This window comes from Halosimplex aquaticum (assembly GCF_028747785.1).
GTDB lineage: Archaea > Halobacteriota > Halobacteria > Halobacteriales > Haloarculaceae > Halosimplex > Halosimplex aquaticum.
In genome coordinates, this window is the sequence record NZ_CP118158.1 from 429,320 (window position 1) to 455,243 (window position 25,924).

19 protein-coding genes are annotated in these 25,924 nt (G+C 69.1%); 10 read left to right on the forward strand and 9 right to left on the reverse strand.

Annotation, left to right across the window (positions count from 1 at the left end; genetic code table 11):
- Window positions 1-24: 24 nt before the first annotated feature.
- Window positions 25-2,613 carry a DNA topoisomerase I gene (locus tag PSC72_RS02115; RefSeq protein ID WP_274324247.1) on the reverse strand — a complete coding sequence of 863 codons (2,589 nt, stop codon included), beginning with the start codon at window positions 2,611-2,613 and terminating at the stop codon, window positions 25-27.
- 184 nt (window positions 2,614-2,797) lie between these two features.
- Window positions 2,798-3,934 (reverse strand): hypothetical protein, encoded by a 1,137-nt coding sequence (locus tag PSC72_RS02120; RefSeq protein WP_274324248.1) that lies wholly within the window; start codon window positions 3,932-3,934, stop codon window positions 2,798-2,800.
- 168 nt (window positions 3,935-4,102) lie between these two features.
- On the opposite strand from PSC72_RS02120, the gene PSC72_RS02125 reads away from it, so the two are divergent.
- A complete protein-coding gene (locus tag PSC72_RS02125) occupies window positions 4,103-5,533 on the forward strand; it encodes an MATE family efflux transporter (RefSeq protein WP_382261837.1) in 1,431 nt (476 codons plus the stop codon).
- A 262-nt stretch (window positions 5,534-5,795) separates the two neighbouring features.
- Here PSC72_RS02125 and PSC72_RS02130 read toward each other — a convergent pair whose 3' ends face one another.
- The gene (locus PSC72_RS02130; RefSeq protein WP_274324250.1) at window positions 5,796-6,410 is read right to left on the reverse strand and encodes a hypothetical protein; all 615 of its coding nucleotides are present in this window, start codon (window positions 6,408-6,410) and stop codon (window positions 5,796-5,798) included.
- Window positions 6,411-6,981: 571 nt separating this feature from the next.
- Between PSC72_RS02130 and PSC72_RS02135 the strand changes: the two genes are divergently transcribed.
- Window positions 6,982-7,932 carry a TIGR03560 family F420-dependent LLM class oxidoreductase gene (locus PSC72_RS02135; RefSeq protein ID WP_274324251.1) on the forward strand — a complete coding sequence of 317 codons (951 nt, stop codon included), beginning with the start codon at window positions 6,982-6,984 and terminating at the stop codon, window positions 7,930-7,932.
- An 85-nt stretch (window positions 7,933-8,017) separates the two neighbouring features.
- Here PSC72_RS02135 and gatB read toward each other — a convergent pair whose 3' ends face one another.
- Window positions 8,018-9,508: an Asp-tRNA(Asn)/Glu-tRNA(Gln) amidotransferase subunit GatB gene (gene gatB / locus PSC72_RS02140; protein WP_274324252.1), complete on the reverse strand. Its 1,491-nt coding sequence runs from the start codon at window positions 9,506-9,508 to the stop codon at window positions 8,018-8,020.
- 78 nt (window positions 9,509-9,586) lie between these two features.
- Entirely contained in the window at window positions 9,587-10,426 is an 840-nt protein-coding gene (locus tag PSC72_RS02145; protein WP_274324253.1) for a hypothetical protein, read from the reverse strand.
- Window positions 10,427-10,466: 40 nt separating this feature from the next.
- Here PSC72_RS02145 and PSC72_RS02150 point away from each other — a divergent pair, with 40 nt between their 5' ends.
- Window positions 10,467-10,910: a hypothetical protein gene (locus tag PSC72_RS02150; RefSeq protein WP_274324254.1), complete on the forward strand. Its 444-nt coding sequence runs from the start codon at window positions 10,467-10,469 to the stop codon at window positions 10,908-10,910.
- 225 nt (window positions 10,911-11,135) lie between these two features.
- Here the strand turns inward: PSC72_RS02150 and PSC72_RS02155 are convergent, their stop codons facing one another.
- Complete coding sequence (locus tag PSC72_RS02155) at window positions 11,136-12,398, reverse strand: hypothetical protein (protein ID WP_274324255.1); 1,263 nt, start codon at window positions 12,396-12,398, stop codon at window positions 11,136-11,138.
- A 180-nt stretch (window positions 12,399-12,578) separates the two neighbouring features.
- On the opposite strand from PSC72_RS02155, the gene PSC72_RS02160 reads away from it, so the two are divergent.
- The 7 genes from PSC72_RS02160 to PSC72_RS02190 all read left to right on the forward strand — a co-directional run bounded on the left by PSC72_RS02160 (window position 12,579) and on the right by PSC72_RS02190 (window position 21,877).
- Window positions 12,579-12,845, forward strand: a complete 267-nt coding sequence (locus PSC72_RS02160) for a DUF7518 family protein (protein ID WP_274324256.1) — start codon at window positions 12,579-12,581, stop codon at window positions 12,843-12,845.
- Window positions 12,846-12,869: 24 nt separating this feature from the next.
- Complete coding sequence (gene smc / locus PSC72_RS02165) at window positions 12,870-16,442, forward strand: chromosome segregation protein SMC (protein ID WP_274324257.1); 3,573 nt, start codon at window positions 12,870-12,872, stop codon at window positions 16,440-16,442.
- Window positions 16,435-17,466: a segregation/condensation protein A gene (locus tag PSC72_RS02170; RefSeq protein WP_274324258.1), complete on the forward strand. Its 1,032-nt coding sequence runs from the start codon at window positions 16,435-16,437 to the stop codon at window positions 17,464-17,466. The genes smc and PSC72_RS02170 overlap by 8 nt, the downstream gene beginning before the upstream one ends.
- Before the next feature lie 470 nt (window positions 17,467-17,936).
- Window positions 17,937-18,731, forward strand: a complete 795-nt coding sequence (locus tag PSC72_RS02175; RefSeq protein ID WP_274324259.1) for a helix-turn-helix transcriptional regulator — start codon at window positions 17,937-17,939, stop codon at window positions 18,729-18,731.
- 97 nt (window positions 18,732-18,828) lie between these two features.
- On the forward strand, window positions 18,829-18,960 hold the full coding sequence (locus PSC72_RS02180; RefSeq protein ID WP_274326243.1) for a hypothetical protein: 132 nt from the start codon (window positions 18,829-18,831) through the stop codon (window positions 18,958-18,960).
- Between the two features lie 346 nt (window positions 18,961-19,306).
- Window positions 19,307-20,491: a tubulin/FtsZ family protein gene (locus PSC72_RS02185; RefSeq protein ID WP_274324260.1), complete on the forward strand. Its 1,185-nt coding sequence runs from the start codon at window positions 19,307-19,309 to the stop codon at window positions 20,489-20,491.
- A 468-nt stretch (window positions 20,492-20,959) separates the two neighbouring features.
- On the forward strand, window positions 20,960-21,877 hold the full coding sequence (locus tag PSC72_RS02190; protein WP_274324261.1) for a PhzF family phenazine biosynthesis protein: 918 nt from the start codon (window positions 20,960-20,962) through the stop codon (window positions 21,875-21,877).
- Window positions 21,878-21,913: 36 nt separating this feature from the next.
- Here the strand turns inward: PSC72_RS02190 and PSC72_RS02195 are convergent, their stop codons facing one another.
- The 3 genes from PSC72_RS02195 to PSC72_RS02205 all read right to left on the reverse strand — a co-directional run bounded on the left by PSC72_RS02195 (window position 21,914) and on the right by PSC72_RS02205 (window position 25,865).
- Window positions 21,914-22,699 (reverse strand): phosphatase PAP2 family protein, encoded by a 786-nt coding sequence (locus PSC72_RS02195; protein WP_274324262.1) that lies wholly within the window; start codon window positions 22,697-22,699, stop codon window positions 21,914-21,916.
- Window positions 22,696-24,471 (reverse strand): ABC transporter substrate-binding protein, encoded by a 1,776-nt coding sequence (locus PSC72_RS02200; protein WP_274324263.1) that lies wholly within the window; start codon window positions 24,469-24,471, stop codon window positions 22,696-22,698. The genes PSC72_RS02195 and PSC72_RS02200 overlap by 4 nt, the downstream gene beginning before the upstream one ends.
- Before the next feature lie 170 nt (window positions 24,472-24,641).
- The gene (locus PSC72_RS02205; RefSeq protein WP_274324264.1) at window positions 24,642-25,865 is read right to left on the reverse strand and encodes a hypothetical protein; all 1,224 of its coding nucleotides are present in this window, start codon (window positions 25,863-25,865) and stop codon (window positions 24,642-24,644) included.
- Window positions 25,866-25,924 lie beyond the last annotated feature (59 nt).

Genomic DNA, 25,924 nt, shown 5'->3' on the forward strand with positions numbered 1-25,924 from the left:
GAAAGACGACCCGGATACGGGCGATCAGTCGCTCTCTGCGCGTTCGTCGGCAGCGCTGGCTCCGTCGATCAGGTCCTCGCTCTCGCCCTCGGATTCCGCGTCGTCGTCTGGGTCGTCGTCCGAGTCCGTGTCGACCTCGGGCACCTGCGACTGCCAGTCGCGGATCTGGCCGGCGCTCACGCCCTGGATCTCCGTCGCGAGGACGTCCGGGTCGACGTCGTGGAGGTCCTGGGGCGCGTCGACGCCCGCGTTCTCCAGGCGCTCGGCCGTGGCGGGGCCGACGCCGTCGAGGTCTTCGAGGTCGTCGACGGCCTGGCGGGCCTGGTACTCCTTGAAGTTGCAGATCGGACAGCCGAGCTCCCACGGATCGTCGCCGCTGTGGACGACGAGTTCCGGCAGGTCGTGCTCGTCGCAGTACTCGTCGGTGACTTCGATGTCGCCGCGGCGCGGGAGCGGCAGCGAGTAGTCGCAGTCCGGGTAGCGCGTACAGCCGACGAGGCGCGAGCCCGACCGCAGCTTCTTGATGGCGAGTTCGCCGCCGTGGTCCTCGCCGCAGTCGGGACAGACGCCGATGACCTCGTCCTCGGTGTCGTCGGCCTCGTCGGCCTTGCACTGCGGACAGCCGTGGACGAACGTGTCCCGACCGGCGAGCATCTTCACGTGGTTCAGGCCGTGCTCTTCGCATGTCTCTTCGAGGACGAGCGGCTCGCCCGAACTCGGCAGCGGGAGCGTGTACTGGCAGTCGGGGTAGCCGTCGCAGCCGACGAAGTACGACCCCTGGCGGCTCTGGCGGATGAGCAGGTCGTGGTCGCTCTGGGGACAGGGCCCGAGCCGGCGGTCGGCCTTCAGCGACTCCTGGAGGTGGTCGCCGATGTCCTCGCGGGACTCCCGCAGTTCCTCGAAGACGCGTTCGAGCATCTCGCGGGACTCCTGGGTCACGTCGTCGAGCGTCGCCTCGCCGCTGGCGATGGCGGACATGTCGGCTTCGAGCTGGGCCGTCATGTCGTCGCTGACGACGCGGTCGGCGAACTCCTCGGCGGCCTCGACGACCGCCTCGGCGATGGCGGTCGGCCGGGGCGGGTCGGACTCGATGTACCCGCGGTCGTAGAGCTTCTCGATGGTGTTGTGCCGCGTCGCCTTCGTCCCCAGTCCCAGGTCCTCCATCTTCTGGATGAGCCGGGACTGCCCGTAGCGGCGGGGCGGCTGGGTCTGCTTGGCTTCGAGTTCGACGTCGGTCACGTCGAGGTGTTCGCCCTCCTCGACGGCCGGCAGGAACGACTCGCTGGCCGACGAGTAGGGATAGACGGCGTGGTAGCCGGCTTCGAGCAGGCGCTTGCCAGTGGCCTTGAGCTTGCAGTCCTTCGCTTCCGCGACGACGCGGAGGTGCTCCCACGTGGCCGGCTCGGCGACCGTCGCGAAGAAGCGACGCACGACGAGTTCGTAGACTTCCCACTCGTCCTCGTCGAGCGCGCCCCGGTCGGGCACCTCGCCGGTCGGGTGGATCGGCGGGTGGTCGGTCGTCTCGTCGTCGCCCTCGGTCGCCTCGATCTCCTCCACGTCGAGCAGCGACTCGGCGTCCTCGCCGAACTCCCGGGTCGCGACGAACTCGTCGAGGAGCTCCTCTGGGTCCAGGTCGTCGGGGTAGACCGTGTTGTCCGTCCGCGGGTAGGTGATGTAACCGGTCGTGTACAGTTCCTCGGCGATGGACATCGCGCGCTGGGCGGAGTAGCCCAGCGAACCCGCGGCGGAGATGAAGGCGGTCGTGTTGAACGGCGCCGGCGGGTTGTCCGTGCGCGTGCGCCGGCGGACGGTCGTGATCTCCGCACTGGTAGCCTCGCGCAGGCGCTCGTAGGCCTCGGTCGCGTCGTCCTCGTCCCAGACGCGCTCGGCCTCGCTGCCGTCGTCGTCGTAGAAGTACTGCGCCTCGAAGGTGTCGCCGTCTTTCGTCAGGTCGGCGAACAGCTCCCAGTAGTCCTCGGGGTCGAACGCCTGGATCTCCCGCTCGCGGTCGACGATGAGCTTCAGCGTCGGCGACTGCACCCGGCCGACGGAGATGAAGTCCTCGCCGAGTTGCCGGGCCGACAGCGAGAGGAAGCGGGTGAGCGCGGCGCCCCACACGAGGTCGATGATCTGGCGGGCCTCGCCGGCGGCGGCCAGGTCGAAGTCGATGTCGTCGGGTTCGGCGAAGGCGTTCTTGACCTCCCGCTCGGTGATCGAGGAGAAGCGGACCCGCTTGACGGGCACGTCGGTCTCCTCGCGGATGAGCTCGTAGGCCTCCTTGCCGATGAGTTCGCCCTCGCGGTCGTAGTCCGTCGCGATGACGGCCTCGTCGGCCTCGCGGGCGAGCTGGCGGAGCGTGGTGACGATGTTCTGCTGGGTCGGCGACTTGACGATGTCGGCGTCGATCAGCTCGACGGGCTCGACGTCGCGCCAGTCGGCGTACTCCTCGGGGAAGTCGACGCCGACGACGTGGCCCGACAGGCCGACGCAGCGCGTCGCGCCCCACTCGTAGACGTTGACGCCGTTGCGCTGGGTCGTACTCGCGCCGCCGTCGCTGAGGATCTCGGCGATCCGTCTGGCGGCGTTGTTCTTCTCGGTGATTATCAGTTCCACCGAGAGCCACCTCCGGGTCCGCGGGAGTCGGTCATGAGAGTCGATAGGCGTGTCCCCGCCCTAAAGGTTTCGGGCCAAATCTGCCGACAGCGGGCGTGTACGTGCGATCGAGCGCCCGCGAGCGAGCGCGGTCGCGCCCCGCGTGGGCGTGCGCGATGGACTCCTTCACGCGGCCTGTTCACCTTCACGCGGCCTGTTCGGAGACGCCGCTCGACTCCGGTTCCCGCGGGATCGCACAGGCGGGGTCGTGGCTCGCCCGCAGCGCGCTCCCGGTCAGCAGGAGGACGCTCGCTGCGAAGAAGAGGCCGCCGACCGGCGACGAGGGGTCCATGAACGCCCAGTAGACGGGCGTGGCCGCCGCGCCGAACAGGGCGCCGGCGGCACCGTAGACGGCGGGCGCACAGCAGCCGCAGGCGGTCGCGCCGGCGGTCGTCACCGTCCCGATCATCGCCCGCGGAGACTCGATGGCCCCGCCCGCCGTCCACTGCCGTGCGGCGAGCGCGGCGTTGCTCGCGACGAGACCGCCGAGCACGCAGACGAGCAGCAGCGATCCCAGCGAGACGTACCCCGACAGCGGGATCGCCGGGAAGTAGAACTCCAGCGCCGGCCAGTAGACCAGCGGCGAGGCGACCTGGTACGGCGTGACGAAGCCCTGACCGACCATGTCGGCGGTCACGTCCGGGTTCATCGAGACCGTGCCGGCCGAGAACGCGTAGAAGACGGCGAACAGGGCGAACGAGACCACTGCCGTGGCCAGCGGGATTCGCGTCCGGAGGACGCCCGGGAACGCGTCGCCGGCGTCCCGCCAGAGGACGTACGCGATCGCCGCCGGCACCGCGGCGGCGAGCAGGTACCCGAGCGGGTGATACAGTCCCTCGTTGGGCATCAGCGCCGGGTAGCCGATCCACGCCGCGAGCAGGAGGCCGAGCCCGACGTACCGGGGCCGCTCGGGCCACTGCCAGCGGACGACGACCAGGCTCCCGATGGCGAGCAGGCTCGCCGTCACGGCGTTTATCATCGGGAACCAGCGCGTCCAGTCGGGCGTGTCCCCGGGCGTGATCTGGATCTCGACGAGGCCGATGGTCCCCGCGATGACGAGCACGACGCCGGCCGAGAAGAGGCCGGCACCGAGCCGGCCGGACGCGTCTTCGTCGCGGAGTTCCCTCCAGCCGCCGGCGACGGCGAGGGCGCCGAGGACCGTGACTGCGCCGAGCAGCCAGTGGGGCGTCCCGGCGTGGGTCGTCCCGCTGTGGGCGACAACGGCGTCGATAGCGCCGGGGAGGCCGCGCGCGGTCGCTCCGAGCGCCTGTCCGAGTGTCATTGTCGACGGTCGGGCCCGGACGGTCAAGGACGTTCTGATACGCGAGTCGAAAGCCGAGGTTCACGCGCCAACGGTGGCCGACCCGCGTCGGCGCTTCCGCGACAAATACGTTTACGGGCGGGTGGTCCCTCCACGCGGACAGTGAGCGAATCGGAGAGCCGCGTGGACATGACGACGGGCGCGGTGACGCCGCGCCTGTTCAAGCTCGCCTGGCCGCTCGTCGCCGGCAACCTCCTCCAGACCGCCTACAACCTCGCGGACATGTTCTGGGTGGGCCGGGTCAGCGCCGAGGCCGTCGCCGCCGTCTCCCTGATGTTCCCGACCGCCTACCTGTTCATCTCGGTCGCGATGGGGCTGACCGCCGCCACGAACGCCATCGTCTCCCAGCACATCGGCGCCGGCAACGAGCGCCGCGCCCAGCGGACCGTCGCCCAGTCGGTCCTGCTCGCCGTCGCCGTCGCCGCAGTCCTCGCGGCGTTCGGCTTCGTCGTTCGCAAGCCGCTGGTCGCCCTCATCGGCGCGGAGGGCGCCGTCTTCGATGCCGCGGTCGCCTACATCGAGTTCGTCTTCCTCGCCATCCCCTTTACCTTCCTCTTTTTCGTCTTCCGCTCGTCGCTCCGGGCCGCCGGTGACACCCGGACCGCGATGTGGCTGGTCGCCGCCAGTGCCGGCCTCAACATCGTCATCGACCCCGTTTTCATCCTCGACTGGGGGCCGTTCCTCGGCCTCGGCGCGCAGGGCGCGGCCGTCGCCACCTTCATCTCCCGGGGCGTCGCCGCCGCCATCGGCCTGTACATCCTCGTCGACGGCGGGTGGGGCATCCGCCTCCGGATCGGCGACCTCACGCCAGACTGGGCCATCCTCCGCAACCTCGTCGACGTGGGCTACCCCGCGACGTTCGACGGGCTCACGCGCTCGCTGGCGGCGGTCACCTTCGCCGCGCTCGTCGCCCGCTTCGGCGCCGTCGCCACCGCCGCCTACGGCATCGGCCTCCGCCTCATGTCCGTCTCCTGGACCGTCTCAGGGGCTGTGGGGCAGGCCGCGGCGACCGGCGTCGGCCAGAACCTCGGCGCCGACCAGCCCGACCGCGCCGCCGACGTGACGTGGAAGGCGACTGGCGGCGCGATGGCTGTCCTCTTCGCCGCCGGCGGACTCGTCTACGCCTTCCCCGCCATCGCGATGGGCGTGTTCATCGGCGATCAGGCGGTCGTCGACGCCGGCGTCACCCTGCTGCGGATCATCGCCCCCTTCTGGGCCTTCTTCGGCGGGCTGATGGTGATCCAGGGCGGGTTCCGCGGCGCCGGCCGGACGAAAGTGGCGTTCGTCCTCTCGCTGCTCTCGCGGTGGATCTTCCGCGTCCCCGTGGCCTTCGCCCTGGCCTACGCCCTCGCGCTCGACCCGATCGAGATCACGCCGGTCGACGTGAACGGCCTCTGGTGGGCGATGGCCGTCTCGGCGATCACCTCGTTCGTCGTCGGCGTCCTCTGGTTCCGCCGCGGCGGCTGGCGCGACGCCGTCATCGACGACGCGGAGGTGCCCGGTGGACCGCGCGCCGGTAGTGATGGCGTAGACGCCGACGAGGAACTGACGACCGATTGACGCTGGCCCAGACGCTCTGTACCACTGCGTAAGTTCCGGTTAGTGACACGAGGATCGGACGCAGGTATGAGTAGCCCGTCGACGGACTGCAGGCCGGTGCCGGCGTGGCCGCGTAATGCCAGATTTACGGCGGTGAACGGCCCGTAAACGGAGGTACAGGTTTATTCCGACTCCCCGCATCGTGTGAGTGTCGTATCCGTCGAGTGGGCGTCCGCCCACGTGATCTCTCGTGAATTACGATCCATCACAGTATCCGCAACCGTCACAGCAGCAGGGACAGAACCGATCTGCCGACCCAATCGGGAGCCGGTCGCCGTCGAGTCTCGATCCCGCCGAGTTCCGACGGGATCCCGACACGGGGCGATTCCTCACGGCCGAGGAGCAGTCCTACGTGGAACGGCTCGGTCAGCAGTATCCGGAACAGGTCCGGCAGGCCTACGAACAGAACGCCTCGCTCGCCGCCGTCGGACTTCCCGTACCACCGAACCTCGGTGACCGGGGAACGCAGGTCGACGCAGGGAACCAGCAACAGCAGCCGTCGCCACAGCAACAGTCGCCGCAGCAACAGCCGTCGCCGCAGCAACAGCCGTCGCCACAGCAGCAGCTGCCGCAGCAACAGCTGCCACAGCAGCCGCCGCAGCAACAGCCGCCACAGCAGCAGCCATCGTTCCCGCAGCAGCAAGCCGCGCAGATGGGTCAGCAATCGACCAGCGGAGTTCAGCGACCCCCGTCGTCGGGACCGCCGCAGCAACAGCCCCAGCAGCGACCAATCGAACAGCCCCAACAGCAACAGTTCCGACAGTCGCCCCAACCTCGACAGCAACCCGACCGACAGCAACGACCACAGCAGGCGAGTCAGCAGCGTTCGCCACAGCAAACGAGTGGGCAGCAGTCATCACAGCTACAGCCGCCACAACAGCCCCCGCAGCAACAGCAGCCGCCACAACAGCAGCCACAGGAACACCCGCCGCAGCAGGAACTTCAGCACCAGCCGCGACAGGCGGATCGACCGTACGGAGCGGGAGAGCAGCCGTTCCAGCGATCACAGCCGTCGGCACCCGCCGGCGAACAATCCGCTACGCAGGCGCAGACGCAGACGCCGGACCGCGAACGGAGCGCCCAACAGCCCGTTCAGCGGGAGCAGCCTTCGGAACCCGGACAGAGCCCCACGAACGTCCCGATAGAGACGCCGGGGTCGGAGCGGGGGGAGACGGAGGTTCCAGTACAGACCGGGGGAACGGCGGGGCGATCTCGACGACCGTCCCAGCGCCGGCGCCGACAGCAGCGCTGGTCGTGGTGGTACAACTGGTGAAGGCGGGCACGGCGTCGTCCGGCGAACCGCGTCGCTCTCCTGCCGTCGAACGCAGGCCGCCGAGTCCCGGTACGATTCCCGCGGACCCCACCGATCAGGGGCCAATCTTGTAGTGCGTTCCGCCCGCATCGCCGGCATGGACTTCGGCTATCACCACGCGAGTTTCGACTACGTCGACCGCCCGGACAGCCCCGCCATCGAGTCGACGGTCGAACGCGCCCAGTGGCTCGAATCCGAGGGGTTTGACTGGTTCTCCCTGATGGACCACGTCTGGCAGCTCCCCTTCGTCGGCCAGCGCGACGAGCCCTTCCTCGACTGCTACACGGCCCTGCCCGCCGTCGCACAGGCCACCGACAGCCTGGAACTCAGCGCCCTCGTCACCTGTCCGCACTACCGGAATCCGGGCTACCTCGGCCGCACCCTCGCCACGCTGGACCACGTCTCGGACGGGCGCGCCGTGCTCGGCATCGGCGCCGGCTGGTACGAGGACGAGTACGACGCGATGGACCTGGAATACCCCGATATCGCCACCCGGAATCGGCAGATGCGCGAGACTATCGACATCTGCCGAGCGATGTGGACCGAGCCCTCGCCCGTCTCCTACGAGGGCGAGCACTACGAGATAGACGACTTCTACTGCGAGCCTGAACCTGCCGACCAGATCCCAGTCCTCGTCGGCGGTGGGGGAGAGGAACTGACGCTCAGGGCGACCGCCGAGTACGCCGACCGCTGGAACGTCCCCTCCGGCGATCCCGAGACCATCGAGCACAAACTCGACGTCCTCGAATCCCACTGCGAGGACCTCGGGACCGACTACGACGCCATCACCAAGACCGTGGGGAACCGGACCGTGATCCGCGAATCGAGCGAGGACGCCCACGAGACCTACGAAGACCTGATGGAGCGGACCGAGGCCGGGCCGACGCCGCGCGACGAGGGCCGCGGCGCCGTCGGGTCGCCCGACGAAGTCGCCCACCGGCTGGAGCGATTCCGCGAGGCCGGCGTGGAGACGTTCATGCTCATGGTCCCCTCGAACGACCGCCGCACGGTGGAGCTGTTCGTCGACGAAGTGATGGACTCGATGTAGAAACCCTCGGCGGACGCCGAATCACGGTCCGTTCGTAGAAGCGGGCTGCAACGCACCGAGAACCTGTGGCCGCCGCCAGTTACGGTTACCCGTCCAGTTCGTCACGGAGCAACTGGTTTACGTCACCAGGGTCCGCGCTTCCGCCGGTCTTCTGCATGACTTGCCCGACGAGGAAGTTGATGGCGCCGCCCTCGCCGTTGTGATAGTCCTCGACGGCGTCGGGGTTCTCGTCGATGGCCTCCACCACTGCGTCCTGGATCTCGTCGCCGGTGGTCTTGCCGAGCCCCTCGCGCTCGACGATGTCGTCGGGGGCGTCGCCGTCGTCGAGCATGTCGCGGAGCACGGTCTCGCGGGCGTTCTTGGTCGTGATCTCGTCGGTCGCCACGAGTTCGACGAGGCGCTCGATCTCGTCGAAGCGGTGGGAGACGTCCGTTATCTCCATGTCGCGGTAGTTCAGCTCGCCCAGGAGTTCGTCGGCGACCCACGTCGCGGCCAGGTCGGGGTCGAACTGCTCGGCGACGTCCTCGAAGAAGTCCGCGACCTCCTTCGTGCTCGTCAGCTTGTCCGCGGCCTCCTCGTTGAGACCGTACTCCTCGCGGAAGCGCTCGCGGCGGGCGTCCGGGAGTTCCGGGATGTCGATCTCCTGCTTCCAGTCGCTGACGCGCAGCGGCGGCAGGTCGGCCTCGCGGAAGTAGCGGTAGTCCTTCTCCTCCTCCTTCGAGCGCATCGAGAGGGTGACGCCCTTGGACTCGTCCCAGTGGCGGGTCTCCTGCTCGACCGCGCGGCCGCGCTGGATGGCGTTCTTCTGGCGGGTCTCCTCGTACGCGAGGGCCTTCTCGGCGCCCTTGTGGCTGGAGATGTTCTTGACCTCGGTGCGGTTCGGATCGCTCTCGTCCAGAACCGAGGCGTCTATCTCGTCGGCGTCCACCTCGCTCAGGTCGACGATGGAGAGGTTGGCGTCCACGCGGAGCGAGCCGTCGCGGGTCGCGTCGAAGATGCCCAGGTACTCCAGAACCTCGGTGAGCTTCGCGAGGAACGATCGAACTTCGTCCGGCGAGCGGAAGTCCGGTTTGGTGACGATCTCCATCAGCGGCGTGCCCGCGCGGTTGTAGTCGACCAGCGTGTAGTCCGCGGTGTCGATGGATCCGCCCACGTGCTGGAGGCTACCGGGGTCCTCTTCGAGGTGGGCGCGGCGGATCTCCACGGACCGGCGCTCGCCCTCGACGGAGAACTCCAGCTCCCCCTCCTGGCAGATCGCGGCGTCGTACTGGGTTATCTGGAAGTTCTTGGGCAGGTCGGGGTAGTAGTAGTTCTTCCGGTGGAAGGTCGTCTCCTCGGGGATCGTGGCGTCGATGGCCTTGCCGACCTTGACGGCGGCCTCGACGGCGCCCTCGTTGAGGACCGGGAGCGCACCGGGCAGGCCCAGACACACCGGGCACGTGTGGGTGTTGGGCTCGTCGTCGCCGACGTCGGTCGAGCAGTCGCAGAAGATCTTCGTGTCCGTCTCGAGCTGGACGTGGACCTCCAGCCCGATGACGGTCGCCAGATCCTCCGTCTCGACGGCTTGTGCAGTCATTACCCGCGATTCGGTACCGCGGGGCTAAAGGCTAACGACCCGCGGAAGGCCACGCGGAGCGTCGGAGCGGCCCGGGGGCTATTCGATCTCGACACCGGCCTCGAAGATGAGGTTGTCCACTCGGCCGCGGACGGACAAGCCCTTCGTGAACGCCGTGGCGTTCTGCGGGAGCGTCGGGCGCTCGCCGACGCTGGCGTGGAACGTCGCAGCCCCGTTCTCTTCGGTCCGGTAGATGTAAACGGTCTCTCCGGGATCGGCTCGTTCGTCGAGTGTGACGTTCCCCATCCACGTGGGCCAGAAAGTCTCGTTGATAGACAACCGCGTGCCGGCCTCGATGGCGGGGCCGTCGGTCACCGACAGTTCGATGAGTTTGTCGCCGTCCGTGGTGTCGCCGGTCACCTGGGGCGGGTCCGACACCCAACTCGGTTTCGAGACGAAGTCGCCGCTCGCTCTCTCCGTCCGAATCGTCACCGTCCGCGTGTCGGTCCTGTCCCCGTAGTCGACGGTGTACGCGATCGTCCCGTTGACGATGCGGCCCTCGCTGGTCACGTCGATAGTTCCGCGAACGTCGACCGGGTCACCCTCGGTACCGGCGATGATGTCGGTATCGAGACCGGTCGCGTTCAGGACGACGCGCTCTCCCTCGTCGGTCGTCCTGACGCCGATCGGCTCCCACGTGACGTCCCAGACGTGGTTCGATATGGACTGTCTGGGGGATTCCGCGAAGTACTTCGCAGCGTCCCGCAACCGCGCCCGGCCGTTGAGGTACCACGTCTTCCCGTCGTACAAGACCCCCGCTTCGGTCGGCCCGATCCAGACGGTCGTTTCATCCGGGGTCCCCGCGTCCACCGTCGTGAACGAGGCGTCGCTATCGTTCTCCGTGTGATCCGCCGATATCGTCCCCGTCGAGTTCTCCACGGTCAGGTCGATCCGGTACGAAATATCCGAGAGACGGCCCTTGAATGCGTCCGTCAGCGTTTGGGTGTCGACACGGTCCGACCACACACCCGGTGGCAGCGACATCGACGAGAGCGGTTCGAGCCCCGGGGCCGGCGTCGGCGTCGGCGTCGGTGTCGGCGTGTCGTCGTCCACCACCGGTTCGTCGGTCGGCGTCGGTGTCGGGGTTGCAGTCGGCGTCGGTGTCGGGGTTGCAGTCGGCGTCGGTGTCGGGGTTGCGGTCGGCGTCGCGGTCGGCGTGGGCGACGGCGTCGGAGTCGCCACCGGTGTCGGCGACGGGGTCGCCGTCGGCGACGCTGTCGGAGTCGTCGGCGCGTCAGTCGACCCCGACGACGGTGTCGGAGAGGGGGTCGCCGTCTGCGTCGACCCCTCAGTGTCGGCGGCGGCGGTGGTCGGCACCGCCGTCGGCGTCGCGGTCGGCGAGTTGCTTCCGCCGTCTGGCTGATTGTTCGCCTCTGTCGGTGCGTCAGTTGCTCCGTCGTCCGTCTCCGGAGTCGCCGTCTGCGACCCACCGAAGGCGTTGCAACCCGCGAGGAGGACCAGTCCAACGACTGCGAGGGCGGCAAGTCGTCTACCCATAGCGGGAGAACACATTACCGATTGAAAACATTTTATATCCGAACGGAACGCTGTCACCGCGCACCTGCGATGCGGTGCGTCCGACGGGTCGTTACTCCGCGCCCGTCTCGACGCCGGCCTGGAACGTGGCGTCGCCCTGTGAACCCCGGATCCCGATCCGCCCCGAGAAGGCCGTCGCGTTCTCCGGCAGCGTCGGCCGTTCGTTCACCGAGAGGTGTGGCGTCCGATCGAGGCCCTCGCCGGTCGCGTAGACGTAGAGCGTGTCGCCCTCGGCGATCGGCTGGTCGGCGGAGACGTTCCCCAGCGAGGAGAACCCGCCGCCGACCGTCAGGTTCGTCCCGGCTTCGATCGTCGGGCCGCCGGTGTGCTCGACGACGAGCAGTTCGTTCTCGGCCTCCGTCGAGGCCGACAGGTGCGGCGCCTTCGAGAACCACTTCGGCTGGGCGAGCGAACCCGGTTCGAGGTCGACAGCGGTGTACGAGACGGTCTGCGTGTACGACTCGCCGCTCGTCGATTTCAGCCCGAGCGTGACGTTCAGCGCCCGGACGAGTCCGTCGGGCGTGACCTCCATGCGAGCGTCGACCGAGCGCACCTGTTCGTTCCCGCCGGAGACGCCGCCGGCGTTCGCCCCCCGCTCGCTCGGGGCGCGGAGCCCGTCCGCGTGCAAGACGAGCCGCTCTTCCCCGCTGTCGGTTGTGTACGAGCCCCCCGTCTGCCAGTCGGGCGCGGAGACGTACGCCTGCGGGACGTAGTAGACCAGACCGGTGATGAGCTGTGCGCCGGTCCGGGTGCTCGTCGGCCCGTACCCGTAGGTGACTTGGCCGGACGTCCGGTTGTAGATGCCCGACTCGTCGGCGTCGACGTACACCGCCATGTCTGTCGACGCGCCGATCGATCCCTGGCTCTCGGTGAGGCGCAGGAGGGAAGCGGTCGTGTCGTTGGCGATGCGGAACCGGCCGGTGCCGTCCTTCGTGGAGTTCTCGACGGTCATCCGCACGTCGACCCCGCCCGCGGTGAGCAGTCGCTGGTTCGCGGCCGAGAGGGCGCTCACGTTCGTCACCGACCCGCCCTCGACGCCCGGCGGGAGCGACGACAGCGCGGAGACCGGTTCGAGGTCGCCCACTGGCGTCGATTCCGTCGTTGCGGTCGGCGTCGCTGTCGCGGTGTCCGTCTGCGTCGCGGTGTCCCACGGCGTCGCCGTCGGGGCCTCGGTGGCCGTCTCCGTCGGCGTCTCGGTGCTGTCCGTTCCCGACACGTCACTCGGCGTCGCGGTCGACCCGTCGCCCCCGATCGCGGCGCACCCGGAGACGACGACGAGCGCGACGACCGCCAGTGTGATCAGCCTACTGTCCATACCCCGTCGCTCAGACCGGTGTCAAATAAGCGTAGCGGAACTGAAACGTCGATTTCGTGTCCGATCGGGTGCGAACGGGGGTTCGACACCGCCGTACGGCGACGCGGGTAGGCGGTACCTATCAGGTTCGGGGGGAATGTCTGACGTAGGTTTATCATACGGGAGTCCGGTCGTAGTGATATGTGCGGTAACCGAGTCGAGGAACTCGAATCACGCGTCAAGGAACTCGAGGCGTCCGTCGAGGGACTGACGGACGAACTCGTCGAGTGCAAGGTCCGCCTGCGCGAGCTCGAGAACGCGGTGGACGAGGACACCGGCTTCTCCCAGGACGAGGCGCTGAACACGTCGGAATCTCCAGACGAAGCCGAGGCCGATAGGACTAAAACCGAGGATACCGACGAGGAGGATAGCACGGAGACTGGTCCCGGCGACATCATCGTCGCGTAGGCCACGACTCTACCGCGAGCGACCATGCACATCAAAGAGCTCGTCCTTGACAACTTCAAGAGTTTCGGCCGGAAGACTCGCATCCCCTTCTACGAAGATTTCACCACCGTCAGCGGCCCCAACGGCTCCGGTAAGTCCAACATAATCGACGCCGTCCTCTTCGCGCTCGGGCTGGCGCGGACCTCCGGCATCCGCGCCGAGAAGCTGACGGACCTCATCTACAATCCCGGCCACCACGACGACGACGTCGAGACCGGCGAGGAGCGCGAGGCCAGCGTCGAGGTGATCCTCGACAACGCCGACGGCACGCTCTCCCGGTCGCAGGTCGTCACCGCCGCCGGCACCGAGAACGTCGGCGACGTCGACGAGATATCCATCAAACGGCGCGTCAAGGAGACCGACGACAACTACTACTCCTACTACTACATCAACGGCCGCTCGGTCAACCTCTCGGACATCCAGGATCTGCTCGCCCAGGCGGGCGTGACGCCCGAAGGCTACAACGTCGTCATGCAGGGCGACGTGACCGAGATCATCAACATGACCGCCGGCGCTCGTCGGGAGATCATCGACGAGATCGCCGGCGTCGCCGAGTTCGACCAGAAGAAGGAGTCGGCCTTCGAGGAGCTCGACGTCGTCGAGGAGCGAATCGAGGAGGCCGAGCTCCGCATCGAGGAGAAGGAGACCCGCCTCGACCAGCTCTCCGACGAGCGGGAGACCGCCCTGGAGTACCAGGATCTCCGCGACGAGAAACAGGAGTACGAGAGCTACCGCAAGGCCGCGGAACTCGAAGACAAGCGCAACGACCTCGAAGCCGTCACCGACGAGATCGACGAGCTGGAGGACGAACTCGAAGAACTCCAGGTCGAACTCGACGAACGGCAGGGCAAGGTCGTGCGCCTCGACGGCGAACTCGAGGAGCTGAACGCCGAGATCGAGCGCAAGGGCGAGGACGAGCAGCTCGCCATCAAGCGCGAGATGGAGGAAGTGAAAGGCGACATCTCCCGGCTGGAGGACAAGATCGAGTCCGCCGAGGAGACCATCGAGGACGCCGAGAACGAGCGCCGCCAGGCGTTCGTCGAGATCGACCGCAAGCAGGAGACCATCGACGACCTGGAGTCGGACATCCGCGAGGCGAAGGTGAGCAAATCCTCGCTGAAGGCCGACGTCCAGGAGAAGGAGAGCGAACTCGAAGAGGTCCAGGCGCGCATCGACGAGGTCGGCGAGGAGTTCGAGGAGGTCAAGGAGGAACTCGAGGAGAAGCGCGGCCGCCTCGAGGAACTCAAGTCCGAGAAGAACGACCTCCAGCGCGAGCAGGACCGCCTCCTCGACGAGGCCCGCCGGCGCTCGAACGAGCAGCGCGAGACCGAGGGCGAGATCGAGGAACTCGAAGAGCGCATCCCCGAGATCGAAGCGGAGATCGACGACCTGGAGGCCGAACTCGACAAGGCCCGGAAGAACCAGTCGACCATCTCCGAGGTCGTCTCGGACCTGAAGGACGAACGGCGGGAGCTACAGAGCGACCTCGACGACATCGAGGACGAGCTCACGGCGAAACAGCAGGAGTACGCCGAGCTCGAAGCGAAGGCCGGCCAGGACGGCGACTCCTCGTACGGCCGCGCGGTGACGACCATCCTGAACGCCGGCATCGACGGCGTCCACGGGACGGTCGGCCAGCTCGGCGGTGTCGACCCCGAGTACGCGGTGGCCTGTGAGACGGCGGCCGGAGGGCGACTGGCCCACGTCGTCGTCGACGACGACAGCATCGGCCAGCGCTGCATCGACTACCTGAAGTCGCGCGGCGCGGGGCGAGCGACGTTCCTGCCGATCACGCAGATGCAGAACCGCTCGCTCCCCTCGCTGCCGAGCCACGACGGCGTCGTCGACTTCGCGGCGAACCTCGTCGACTACGACAGCCAGTACGCGGGTATCTTCTCGTACGTCCTCGGCGACACGCTCGTCGTCGACGACATGGACACCGCCCGCGAGTTCATGGGCGACTTCCGCATGGTCACGCTCGACGGCGACCTCGTCGAGAAGTCGGGCGCCATGACCGGCGGTTCCTCGAAGGGGACCCGCTACTCCTTCTCCGGCGGCGAGGGCCAGCTCGAACGCATCGCCGCGGCGATCAACGACCTCGAAGACGAACGGCAGTCCGTCCGCGAGGACCTGCGCGACGTCGAGGACCGCCTCGACGACGCCCGCGACAAGGAATCGGACGCGGCCGAGCAGGTCCGCGACATCGAGACCGACATCGAGCGCCGCGAGAGCGAGCGCGAGGAGGTCGAGGCGAAGATCGAGGACCTCACCGAGCGGCTCGAGGAGATCGAGGCCGAGCGTGACGAGGTCTCCGAGGACATGGACGACATCGAGGCCGACATCGAGGCGAAGACGGCCGAGATCGACGAGCTGCAGGCCGAGATCGACGAGCTCGAATCCGAGGTCGAGGACTCCGAACTCCCCGACCTCACGAGCCGTGCCGACGAGATCAACGCCGCCATCGACGACCTGGAAGACCAGATCGACGACCTGGACGGCGAGTTGAACGAGCTCGAACTGGAGAAGGAGTACGCCGAGGACGCCATCGACGACCTCCAGGAGAAGATCGAGAGCGCGCAGAACCGCAAGGCGAAACACCAGGAGCGCATCGAGGGCTTCGAGGACGAGATCGCCGAGAAAGAGGAGGTCCTCGAAGAGAAAGAGGAGGCGGTGGCCGAACTGGAGGCCGAACTCACGGACCTCAAGGAAGAACGCGAGGAGCTCAAAGACGAGCTCAAGGAGGCCCGCGCCGAGCGCGACGAGATGAAAGACGAGGTCGGCGCGGTCGAGAGCGACCTCGACGAGTTGCGCGACGAGCGCGACCGGCTGGAGTGGGAGGTCGACGAACTCGAAGCCGCGGTCGGCGACTACGACCCCGAGGAGATCCCCGACCACGACGAGGTCGAGTCGGAGATCCAGCGGCTCGAAGGCGAGATGGAGGCGCTGGAGCCGGTGAACATGCTCGCCATCGAGGAGTACGACCGCGTGCAGGACGAACTCGACGACATCCAGAAGAAGAAGGCGACGCTCGTCGAGGAAGCGGAGGGCATCCGCGACCGGATCGACCGCTACGAGGAGAACAAGAAGGCGACGTTCATGGAGTCCTACGACGCCATCGACGAGCAGTTCCAGGACATCTTCGAGCGCCTGTCGAACGGGACGGGCGAACTCCACCTCGAAGACGAGGAGGACCCCTTCGAGGGCGGCCTGACGATGAAGGCCCAGCCGGCCGACAAGCCAGTCCAGCGGCTCAACGCGATGTCCGGCGGCGAGAAGTCGCTGACGGCGCTGGCGTTCATCTTCGCCATCCAGCGCCACAACCCCGCGCCGTTCTACGCGCTGGACGAGGTCGACGCCTTCCTCGACGCGAAGAACGCGGACCTCGTCGGCGAGATGGTCGACGAACTCGCGGGGAAGGCCCAGTTCGTCGTCGTCTCCCACCGCTCGGCCATGCTCGAACGCTCCGAGCGGGCCATCGGCGTGACGATGCAGGGCGACAACGTCAGCGCGGTGACCGGCATCGACCTCAGTTCCGAGGGGGTGCCGGCTGATGACTGACGAAAATGGCGAGGAGGAGATCCCGCTCAACATCGCCGGTCACGAGGACCGCGACCCGCCGGGCGAGGACGCCGATGGGCTGTTCGGAGAAGACGACGCCGCGAGCGAGGCGTCAGCCGATGGCGACGAATCCGACGACCTCGTTACCGGCGAACCGTCGGTCGACGGCCAGCCGGATCCGACGGTAGACGGGGACGCCGAAACCGCCTCCGGTGAGTCGGACGACGATGACGAAGCAGTCGAGCCGGTCGAAGTCCTCGTCAACCTCGCGGAGGACGGCGAGATCGACCCGTGGGACATCGACATCGTCGCGGTGACCGACAAGTTCCTCGACCGCCTCGACGAGGGCGACCTGCGCACCTCGGGGCGGGCCCTGTTCTACGCGAGCGTCCTGCTGCGGATGAAAAGCGACGCGATGCTCGACGACGGCGACGACGAGGAGGAAGCGGAACCGTGGGAGGAGCCCTGGGAGCAGGGCGGCGAGATGGCCGAGGACGGCTTCGAGGGCCCCGACCCCTTCGCCGCGCTGGAGTCGGAGATGGACCGCCGGCTGGAGCGCCGGCGCGCCCGCGGGATGCCCCAGACGCTGGACGAACTCGTCCGCGACCTGCGGGACGCCGAGCGGGACAACTGGTGGAAGGAGTCACGCGAGTACGACACCAGCGATTCGCCGGCGGGGTTCCAGCGGGGCACCCAGGAACTGGACTACCGCACCGCCGACGACATGCGGATGGACGATGAGCCCAGCGCCTCCGACGTGACCGGCACCGCCCACGAGGAGCACGTCGACGAGATCATCGACGACGTTCACGACGCGCTGCGCGAGCAGTACGACAAGGGCCGCGACGAGGTGCTCTACCGCGAGATCGCCGAGACCGGCGGTTCCCGCGTCCTCACCTTCCTCGGCCTGCTCTTTCTAGCCCACCGCGGCCACGTCCGCCTCAACCAGGACGACATGTTCGGCGACCTGTGGGTCCAGGATCCCAACGCCGCGACCGGGTCCGAAGAGGCCATCGCAGACTGACGTCGTCGGATCTCGACCGCGAGACGCCGCTCTCGGCGGGCCGTTCTCGACGAAAAGACACGGACGCGGGAACCCGACGGTTCCTCCTGTCCATGTCAGAGGCACACCCTCGAAGTGCTCGGCCCGCGACCCGACGACCAGCACTCGACCACTCCGTGAGGCGAACGCGCCGGGCGCCACCACGAGCCGCGAGCGGCTCCACCCGGACGGTCGGTCGTTCGAGGGGCAGAGGCCCCGACGGGAGCTCCTCGCTCCGTGTCTGCCCGATATTCGGCCGTTCGCACTGGTTACGTTATCGTCCGGGAACTGGCCCACGCAGCGGTAGAGGGGTAAATAACAATCTGTTTGGGCAAATATCACGGGCCGGTCGAGCGGAGATCGAGGTCGCCACGGGCTCACTCGGGCCAGTAGCTTTTTGAAAGCGAACGCACCATCCACGGGCACCGTTTCGCGCCAGCGGATGGGTTGCTATGGACGACACGATATCAGACCTCGTCGATCTGTTGCGGCGCCGCTCAGAACTGCTCGCCTCGCTGCAGGAGCGGCCACGGGAGAAGCGGGACCTCGTCGCGGACCACGACCTCCCCCGGTCGACGCTCGACCGGGCGATCCGCGAACTGGAGGCGGCCGACCTGGTCGCGTACGCCGACGGCGCGTACGCCCTGACGGCCGTGGGGGAGTTCCTCGTCTCCGAGTTCGACGCCTTCGCCGACCGGGCGGAACGGGTCGTCGAACTGGAGCCGTTCTTCCGGTGGACGGCGCCCGCGGAGTTCGACCTCGACCCCCGGGCGCTCGCCGACGCCGAGATATGGACGCCCGAACCGGGCGACCCGTGGGCGATGGTCAACCGGCACGTCCGGGCGCTGGAGACCGCCGACCGCGTCCGGGGGGTCCTCCCGCTCGTCGGCCTGCACGCCGTCGAGACGGTCCACGAGCGCGTCACCGGGGACGGCGCCGACCACCGCTTCGTCGTCGACGCCGGCGCGGCGGCGACGCTCCGGACCGACGAGAACTACCAGCCGCTGTTCCGCGATCTGCAGGACCGCCCGGAGCCGACGTTCGCGCGGTACGACGGCGATTCCGTCCCCTACTTCGTCGGCGTGTTCGACGACGAGTTCGTCCAGGTCGGCGTCGACGAGGACGGGGATCCCCGGGCGCTCCTGGAGTCCGACGACGAAGAAGTCCTGGACTGGGCGCGCGACCGTATCGAGTACTATCGACGGCAGGCCGTCCCCATCCCCGAGAGCGGTGCGGCCGACGACTGATCGGTCGAGTCCCGGTTCGCAGTCGCCCGTTTCGTCGTCGCCGCTGAACCGCAGAGCGCGGCGAAACGCTTATCGCGGGCAGTGGTGTATGGTATCAATGAACATGACGCCAGCCAAGATCCGCGAGCGCCTCCGGGAGCGCGACGGGGAGTTCGACGCGGAGACGTACTACGGGGCGCTCCAGTACGTCCACGACGACGGGCGCGCGCGGCGGCGACGGCGCCGCTGAACCCTGGCAGCAGAACCACTTTTCTCCGGCGGAGCGAGCGACGCGTCGCTTCGACGAATCCGACGCCGACGGAGGTGGAGTCACCGAACTCGACGGGGAACCGCAGCGGCGTGGCCGCCGACGGGGTCGACCACTCGACGATGAACACACCCCGGCGGTGGGGTCGTCGGACCAGAGGCCGGTCGCGGCCACTGAACGCGCCGAGATTGGTTGCGAGTTGGTTGCCGTTACGGCGTCGCCCCCTGCGACACCGCGCGATTCCGGCGGGCGGGTAAGCGCCGTCTGCGCGAGCGCGGAGCGACGAAAGCAGCGTATAGTTAACGTAACCCACGACTGACAGAAACGCATGAATCTGGCCGTCATCGGATTCGGCAACGCGGGGGGGAAGGTCGTGGACAAACTGCTCGCCTTCGAGGAGGACACGGGGCGGTCGCTGTGGCGGTTCGCGCTCGCCGTCAACTCCGCGGAGATCGACCTCGCCAAGCTCGACCACGTGCCGCGGGACAACCGGATCCTCATCGGGCAGACCGACCAGCGCGTCAAGGGCCGCGGCGCCGGCGCCGACCCCGAGGTCGGCGCGGACATCGCCCGCCGGGACCACCAGGAGATCGAGCGCGCCATGGACGGCGTCCCGATCCACGACATCGACGGGTTCCTCGTCGTCGCCGGCCTCGGCGGCGGCACCGGCAGCGGCGGCGCGCCTGTCATCGCCGAGACGCTCCACGACCGCTACGCCGAACCGGTCTACGGCCTCGGCATCCTCCCGAGCGCCGACGAGGGAGGCCGCGCCGCGTTCAACGCCGCCCGCTCGCTCACCTCCTTCACCGAGGCGACGGAGAACCTCATCTGCTTCGACAACGACACCTGGCGCCAGCACGGCGACTCCGTCGAGATGGGCTACGAGCGCACCAACGAGGAGATCGCCCGCCGCGTCGTCACCCTGCTCGCCGCCGGCGAGCTCGACGGCTCGCAGATCTCCGAGGCCGCGATGGACTCCTCGGACGTCAAACGCACGCTCGCCACCGGCGGCGTCAGCTCCATCGCCTTCGCCTCCTCCGAGGTCGAGTCGCGCACCCGCGAGCAGCGGGGCCTCATCAACCGCTTCACCAACGGCCACGAGGAGTCGGGTCCCGACGAGAACGACCTGACGATGAAGATCCACGGCCTCGTCCGCAAGGCCGTCACCTCGCGGCTGACCGTCCCCGCAGAGATCGACTCCGCCGAGCGCTCGCTGATCGTCGTCTCCGGCCCGCCCTCGGAGTTCTCCCAGAAGGGTCTGCGCCGCGCCCGCGAGTGGCTCGAACGCGAGACCGACAGCGTCGAAGTGCTGGCCGGCGACGACCCCCGCGAGGGCGCCGACAGGCTCTCGGTCGCCGTGCTCCTCTCGAACGTCACCCGCGTCGACCGCATCGACGCCCTGCAGGACCAGGCCGTCGACGCCAAGTCCAACATCCAGCAGCAGGCCGACACCCGCGAGGACGAGATCAACGACCTCATCACCGACGACGCCGGCGAACTCGACCCGATCTGATCGGGAGTCGGTGGTGTCGTTATGCGAGGGCGGGCGAACAGCACGCTAGCGGATTCCGCGACCGTCGACCGCGGACGTGAACTTGCGACCGCGAATAGCGTGAAAGCCCCTGCGCGCTCGTCCGGTTACTGACGACGCAAGCACCGCAGCGGAGCGAGGAGCGCAGCGAGTCAGTAACCGGACGAGCGCACAGCCCCTTTCAGTCCCACCCGCACGGACTGATCAGCAGCCGATACGGGTGGGAATGAAAGGGGCCGGACGCTCCGGGAACCCGGGCGACGCAAGCACTGGAGCGAACGCAGTGAGCGAAGCGCGCAGCGAGCCCCGGGACCGGAGCGTCCGGCCCCTTTCACGCTGTCCGCGGTGCCAGCGGTAGTGCGGTCAGACCTGACTCCACCGACACTCCCCCAGTCGAAGCCACCCGCTCCTAGCGGGCGACTTATTGTGACGGTGGGCAACGAAGTTGGTATGACCGAATCACGTCGCGTCCAGATCGTCGACGCGTTCACGGACGAGCCGATGGCCGGCAACCCCGCCGGCGTCGTGCCGGAGGCCGCCGACCTCGCCGAGGACCAGTTGGGGGCCATCGCCTCGGAACTCGGCGCGAGCGAGACGGCGTTCGTCCTGTCCGGCGACGAGGCCGACCGTCGACTGCGCTACTTCACGCCCGAGCGCGAGGTCGACCTCTGCGGGCACGCCACGGTCGCGGCGTTCGCCTCGCTGTACGACCGGGCGGTCGTCGAGAGCGGCGATTACACCGTGGAGACGAACGTCGGCACCCTCGACGTGGCGATCGAACCCGACGGCACGGTCTGGCTCACCCAGTCGCCGCCGGAGGTCCGCGAGGTCGACGTGTCGCTGGAGGAGGCGGCCGACGCGCTCGGCCTCGACGTGGCGGCGCTGTCGGAGGTCGGCGAGGACCTCCCCATCGCGAGGGCGTCGACCGGGCTGCCGTTCCTCGTCGTCCCCGTGGGCTACTTCGAACAGCTCTCGGCCGTCGACCCCGACCTGGCGGCCATCGAGGAGCTCTGCGAGGCGACCGACACCGAGGGGCTCTACGCGTTCACGTTCGACACCCTTGAGGGCGAGGCGACGCTCCACGGACGGGCGTTCGTCCCGCTGGCGGGCATCGACGAAGACCCCGTGACCGGGACCGCCAGCGGCGCGGTGGGGTCGTACCTGCGCTACCAGGGCGCGCTCGACGAGGCGGACCCGCTGGTGTTCGAGCAGGGCCACTTCCTCGACCGACCGGGCCGCGTGCTGGTCGACACCCGCGAGGGCGAGGAGGGCGAGACCGCACCGCGCGTCGGCGGCCGCGCCGTGACGACGCTGGACGGCGACCTCACGGTCCCAGAGAGCGACGAGGACGACATCATCGAAGCCTGACGGGCCGGTCCGTTCTCCTCGACTGCACGGCCGAACTCAGTCGGCGAACCGTCGCCCGGTGGCGACGGCGATGGCCGCGAGGACGAGGCCGGCGACCACGTCGGTCGCCCAGTGGATGCCGAGGTACATCGTGGCGCCGATGATCGTGAGCCCGAGGGCCGTCGCGATGGCGAACCAGCCCGGGTACCTCCGACGGGTGTCGTAGGCGACGCCGATGACCGTGGCCGACAGCGACGTGTGCAGCGACGGGAAGACGTTCGTGTTCGAGTTGACCTGGCTGGTGAGGAACTGGAACTCCGGGTGGTGGGTGTACAGCAGCGACTCGACGGACCCGCCCAGCAGGTTGCGCGGGCCGTAGGCGACGAAGAGGACGTAGCACACGAGCCCGAGGCAGTAGTTGACGCTGTAGGCGATGGCGAGCTGGCGCAGCGGCCGAGTGTCCTCCAGCGCGGCGTAGGCGATCAGCGGGAACACGAGGACGTAGACGTAGCCGTAGACGTACGCGTAGGAGAACAGCGTCGTGAGGGCGGGCGAGCCCATCGACTGGAGCCAGGGGACGAAGTCGCCCTCGATCCCGTAGATCAGCGGCGTGATGTTGATCCCGACGAGCCAGGCGACCTCCGTGACGGGCTCGCGGACGACGCTGTTGAGCAACAGGACGCCCGCGAGGAGGCCGACGGGGACGGCGACCTCCCGGAGTCGGTCCGGGAGTTCGGCGGCCGTGGTCCGGAGCTGCGTCGGGCCGACGAGCGCGAGCGCGCTCGCCGCGACGAACACGAGGTTGACGGCGACGACCCTGGTGAGCACCGGGAGGAGCGTCATTCGATGAGCAACCGACCCTCGTCGTATCTGTATCCGGCCTCGACGAAGGCCGCTTTGGACGCCTCGACGTCGAGTTCCCCGCCGGTGCCGACGAACGAGTCGCCGGGCCCGGCGTCGTCGGGGATCTCCTCGGGGTCGTACCAGCCCGTCCCCGCGAGCGGGCTCGCGGCCGGTCGCGCGTAGCCGTCGAAGACCGACTCGACCAGGGCCGACCGGTCGAGCAGCCTGGCGACGACCCGGCGGAACCGGACGTTCGACAGCGGCGTCGTCCGGGTGTTGTAGCCGACGTGGTAGAACGCGCGGGAGGGGGCGCTCACGAGGTCGAGCGCCGACTCGCGGCCGATCCGCGGGACGACCGCCGCCCCGAGCGGTGCGACCGTCGCGTCGGCGTCGCCCGAGGCGACCATCTCGACGGCCGAGTCGTCGGACCCGACGGCGGTCAGGCGGAGCTCCTCGTAGGCTGGCCCGCCGGCCAGCCTATCGGGGAGGTCGCTCGGCTCGTCCCGCAGGAAGTGGTCGGCGAACCGGGAGAGGCGCAGCGACTCGCTCGGGACGGCGCGCTCGAACGCGAAGGGGCCGCTGCCGACGGGCCGGGGGTTGTTCCACGCGAGCGCCTCCGTCATCGTCCGGTTGGCCTCGACGCCGGCGACCTTCGCCGTCTCGGTCCGGTCGGACCAGACGTGCTCGGGGAGCAGCGGCACCGTGAACGCCCGCCGGGCGACGACGGTCGAGGCGTCGGTGAAGCGGATCCGCGCCGTCCGGTCGTCGACGGCGGTCACGTCGTCGACGAGCGATGTGCGCCCCCGGTAGCGCGAGGCGGGGATCGGGCTCTCCGCCGTGCCGAGCGACGTGTCCGCGAGGAACTCGTAGGTGAACGCGACGTCCTCGGCGGTCAGCGACTCGCCGTCGTGCCAGGACAGGTCCTCGCGCAGGGTGACCTCGGCCACCGGACGGCCCCCGTCCCCGTCGAGTTCCCACTCGCTGGCCAGCCAGGGCCGGAGGACGCCGTCGACCCGCCGCGCCAGCGGGTCGTAGAGCAGGTCGACGAACGTGCCCCGGGCCCGGAACTCCGCGGCGATGGGGTTGCGGTTGCCCGTGATCCGGCCGTCCGTCGTCGCGAGCGACAGCGTCGTCACCGAACCGGCCGGTTCGAGCCCGAGGAGCACGAGGGGGTCAATCGGGCTCCCGCGCCAGCGGCGGAACCGGTCGGTCCGGAGGGTCCCCAGCGCGTCGGGGACGGCGAGCGTCGTGAACGGCTGGTTCTCGGCGAGGTGGGTCTGCACGTCGGCGACGGCCCGTCTCCGGTCGGTGCCGCTCGTCGTCCGCTGAGCCACCAGCCGGTCGTCCAGCCCGAGGTTCGTGTAGCCGAAGGGGTTCTGCCACCCGGGCTCGCCGCCGTAGACGGAGTGACAGAGCGCGTAGAGCTGGTCCGGGTCGCGCCAGTCAGTCCGGGGGAACTGCCCGACGTAGAGGTCGAAGTCGTGGTCCAGGAGGACGCGCCGGTAGAGCGCTTCCGGGCCCATCGGCTCGACGCTCGCGTCCACGCCGCAGGCCCGGAGGTTCGAGGCGAGTTCGCGGGCGATCCGCGACGGATAGGGGTTGGCGTCGACCGGCATCGTCAGGATCCGCAACGACACCTGACTCGCGGGATCGCGCGCCATCACGTTACGCGTCCGCTTGACGCACCCGCTCGCTCCGGCGACGGTCGCCGCCGCTGTCGCCAGCACGGACCGCCGGTCGATGGCCTGCGAGGCCTCTCCCCCTCCTGTCATCGTACGTTCGTGAGCGTTGGGCGAGGGGGTATTAGTCTCCTGTGGTCACAATAGACATCAGTAGACGCTTACTCCGGACGGAAAACCGGTAGTCCGATCGATCGTTCCGTGCCGTTTCGGTAAGCCGGCGTTACCGCCCCGGCGAGTGCGTAATCGCGGCCCAGTGGGCGTCACACGAGGCCGGCGAGCGGAAGCGCGAGGACCGCCGCCCACGCGAGGAGACCGGCCGCGGTCAGCCGCCGGTCGCGCGCGCTGGCTCCGGCCGCCACGGCCGCCAGCGCGACGACCAGGGCGACCCGGTGGAGCGCGAGGCGGACCGGCACCGCGGCGACCCCGACGAGCGCGAGGTCGAGCGCCACGCCCGCACCGAGGCCGAGCGCTGCCAGCCCCGCCGCGTACTTCGGGTCGTCGGGCGCCAGCCGAGCGGCCGCCACCGGCGGCCCGGCCACGAGGACCGGATAGCACAGCCCCGCGAGCACCTGGGGGTTCGTCCCGACGAACAGGTCGGCGACGGTGACGCCCGCCGCGCGGACGCCGAGGACGATCGCCACGAGCGCGCCGGGGAGCGCCAGATCGAGCGCTCGGTCGTGCAGTCGCCGGCGGGAGGCGACGACGAGCAGTCCCGCGGCCGAGGCCGAGGCGATCTCGATCACGGAGAGCCAGCCGCTGTTCCCGCTCCCGCCCAGGCCGTGGTACTCCCGGCGAAGGTCGGTCGTCGCCGGGAGCCCGCGCAGGTCCTCCTCGACGAAGCGCGCGCCGGGGCCGGTCCCGGTGACGGTGTGGCGCAACCGGAACCAATCCCAGTACTCCGTGTGTGCCTGTAGCGCCGTCCAGTCGCCCGACGGCGCCGGGTAGGCCCGCGCGTGAACGCGAGCGGTGAAATACGAGCCGACGGCGAGCTGGTAGGTCGCCTCGACCCACTGGCCCTCCGCCCCGGGCGCGTCCGTGACGTAGGTGTAGCGAGTCGCCCCGCTCGCGTGGCGCCAGGGCGTCTCGCCGATGGCCGCGTCGCTCTCGGCGCCCGACCAGTTGGCGTCGGAGCGGCGTTCGAGGGCACGCCTGACGCGGTCAGGTTCGCCGAGGACGACGACGTTCAGCGCGAGTGTCCGGCCGTCGACCGACCGGCGCCGACTGGTGTACGGCCAGAGGTAACTGCCCGCATCGCGGGGCCGGACCAGGCGGCCCGCGGCGGGCCGGTCGGCCGCGGAGCGGGCGGCCTCCGGCCGGTCCGTGCCGGCGCTCCCCCCGTCGCCGGAGGCGCGGTCTGGGCCCCCTCCGGGTGCGCCGCCGCCGTGGTGGCCGTCCCCGCCGAACGCGTCGCCCGCGAGCGCGCCGACGCCGAGTGCCGCCGCGACGAGACAGACGAGCGCGACCCCCACCAGCCGCCCGTTCATAGCCCCCTACTACGGCCCCCTGACCTTTAGTGTCCGGTTGTCGCGCCGTGCGGCCTCCG